Origin of the sequence: Daejeonella sp., from assembly GCF_049655485.1 — a bacterium.
In the GTDB taxonomy this organism is placed as follows: domain Bacteria; phylum Bacteroidota; class Bacteroidia; order Sphingobacteriales; family Sphingobacteriaceae; genus Daejeonella.
On sequence record NZ_JBASJU010000235.1, the window covers coordinates 1 to 2,308 of the forward strand.

General features: G+C 39.7%; 4 protein-coding genes. 1 reads left to right on the forward strand and 3 read right to left on the reverse strand.

All coding sequences use genetic code 11. From position 1 onward, the window contains the following. Positions 1–277: 277 nt before the first annotated feature. From WBJ10_RS09830 to WBJ10_RS09840, 3 genes are read right to left on the reverse strand one after another with little or no spacing between them, the layout of a single operon-like run. Positions 278–1,279, reverse strand: coding sequence for a type II toxin-antitoxin system HipA family toxin (locus WBJ10_RS09830; RefSeq protein ID WP_424289783.1), 1,002 nt, complete (start codon positions 1,277–1,279; stop codon positions 278–280). Continuing rightward, on the reverse strand, positions 1,276–1,602 hold the full coding sequence (locus WBJ10_RS09835; protein WP_424289785.1) for a HipA N-terminal domain-containing protein: 327 nt from the start codon (positions 1,600–1,602) through the stop codon (positions 1,276–1,278). Before WBJ10_RS09835 ends, WBJ10_RS09830 begins: the two co-directional genes overlap by 4 nt. After that, on the reverse strand, positions 1,599–1,817 hold the full coding sequence (locus WBJ10_RS09840) for a helix-turn-helix transcriptional regulator (protein ID WP_424289787.1): 219 nt from the start codon (positions 1,815–1,817) through the stop codon (positions 1,599–1,601). The genes WBJ10_RS09835 and WBJ10_RS09840 overlap by 4 nt, the downstream gene beginning before the upstream one ends. Positions 1,818–1,948: 131 nt before the next feature. On the opposite strand from WBJ10_RS09840, the gene WBJ10_RS09845 reads away from it, so the two are divergent. Further along, positions 1,949–2,161 (forward strand): hypothetical protein, encoded by a 213-nt coding sequence (locus WBJ10_RS09845; RefSeq protein ID WP_424289789.1) that lies wholly within the window; start codon positions 1,949–1,951, stop codon positions 2,159–2,161. Positions 2,162–2,308: the final 147 nt, after the last annotated feature.

Here is a 2,308-nt window from a genome sequence, read left to right on the forward strand (position 1 = left end):
GAATCCATCCTTGTAATGTCTCTTTGTTTTATTAGACCTTTTATAACTATTTCCTTAATCGTTTTAGTAGAGTCGGCCCGGTTTTGAGCAAAACTCACCAGACTGGCGAAAATAAAATATATGGCGCAAATAAATTTCATATTATCAAAATTTTAAGTTTGCGAAGATATTTAATAAAATTTTAAGCGTGGTCGAGCCTGCCATGTATCGATACTACAAGGCTACGTTTCTGTAGTTCGTTTGAGGAGGTAGGTCATAACACAAATTCACTCCCCGCTTATTTGTAAAAATTAGTTTTTCTATAGTAGTAATCCAGATAGGCCTTTTTTATACTGGCTGATAAAAACGACTTGCCCACCAAATCAGCCACCGTTTCATGCCTGTTGAGAAGCGGGTCCAAGAGTCGATCTACACGTCTGGTTGAGACTCCAATCTTTTCAGCGAAAGCTAAGAAATCACCTTTTCCTGGCTGACCAGTCTTTACCCATAATGAAGAGCGGGAGCCATCGGCGAATAGATCTTTTTTAAGCGCAAAATCCGTATCACCCACATGAATCCGGGTATTTAACAGATCATAAGCAGGACTTAACACGAAGTCGCCCGCTGATGTTTCCAAAAGCCCGTAGTTTTTTAAGTGGGCATCCCCATTAGAGAACATATAGTTAAACAGCACAAGCTGGAAAAACTTTTCAACCTCTACGCGCCATGCCGGAACAAATCTCTGAATAAGCTTTCCAATATCTTCATAGCTGGATTCGTACTTAAAATCCGGTCCCCCGGTATCGTTAGTCATTCCAGCCAGACTTGCGAAATCTTCAGTTCTCCACTTATTTCCATCGGGCCTAATGTCGAAGCGTTTAGTAATGTATGCTGGTTCTCCGCTTTTAAAAAAGATTAGTGCATTTTCTGCCGTCTCGATCCTGAATATCTGCTTCGCAATTTGCATGGTGAGGTGTTCATTTGCTGGTACCTGATCTATTTTTTTTACGTCACGAGGGATCGGCTTGAGTATATAATTTCCCTGTTCACCCGCTTCCGTTAAGCGTAGTTTGTTACCCTCCAGTATAAGTGACAGCTTTTCCTGTACGCCTGAAATAGATAGCCGTTCACGGTTCTCAATAAACTTTTCAGCATCTTCGTCACTTTTAAGCGATGAATAATAGGGAAGGATGTGACTCACTTTACGACCATTGAAAACCCTTCTGAGCCCACGAGCGCTATAGGTCGTATGATTTTCAGTCAGGATCGCCGGACATACATTTAAGTTGGGTACATTCACGACTCAATGGGTTTAATGGTTATTGCACCGATGGTATTCGATCCTGCTGTGGCCAACAAAAGACCAAATGAGTCGTCTTCGTCGATTTGCAGCTGCCGGCTTTGCAAAGTCTTGTTAACTCCTTCAGACAGCATATTGTAAAAGAACGGAAATAGATAATTAGATTGATGCCCCTTTTGGGTTTTGGGCAAAGTCAAGCTAATAGAAGGCATTTCTTGGTCTTTATAATAATCGTCATAATAGATAAATGTATAGCTATTACGATTTTCTTCCTTCAGCTTTCCTGCCGGAATTCGATTATAATATACTTCAGCTACTCTCATACCGCAGGACCATTATCTTTTCTTATTATCAGTTGAAATTCCATCCCAAGCACGTCTGCTATTTTTGTTAAGACATCAAATGTAGGATTAGCCTGACCACGCTCAATCCTGGCTATTGTGTTTACATTTACATCAGCTAACTCGGCCAGATGTGGTTGAGTTATTTTCAATTGCCTCCTTCGAAACCGGATCAATTCGCTAATTGATTGTGCCATTAAAATGTGGTTTTAAGTAAAAATACGAATATTTTATTCGAAAACCATACGATAAAAACATTATAATGTTGTTTATGTCTAAAAAGGCTTCCGGGAATAGCTGGCTAAGGTAAAAACACCGAGGGCGTTTGATGCAATCATCGGTAACTCGCCTCGGATTAAGCTTTCCTGACTGTCTGGTGATTGATTACCACAACATTCTAAAACATTTCAGTCTCTCGGACGAAAAGAGTTTTGGCCTGGATCTAAGTTTTGTAACCGTGGAAAGGGTTCCTATAGTAGTAGACGTGCCAAGTGAAATTGAATTGAAGAGAATATCGCCGAAAATAAATACTGATTACTGATTACTGATCACTACTTACAACTACCCATTCCCCTTCGCTCCAACTTTTCCTCAAGCATAGATGAGATCCTTTGTTCTGCTCAGGATGTATGTAAACTTTATTTTATAAACAAATTTGTTTATATTTGAATTATGGAAATGTCATTTG

Coding starts and splice junctions, on each gene's coding strand:
- WBJ10_RS09835 (WP_424289785.1), bottom strand. CDS start 1,602: ATGAGAGTAGCTGAAGTATATTATAATCGAATTCCGGCAGGAAAGCTG.
- WBJ10_RS09840 (WP_424289787.1), bottom strand. CDS start 1,817: ATGGCACAATCAATTAGCGAATTGATCCGGTTTCGAAGGAGGCAATTG.
- WBJ10_RS09845 (WP_424289789.1), top strand. CDS start 1,949: ATGCAATCATCGGTAACTCGCCTCGGATTAAGCTTTCCTGACTGTCTG.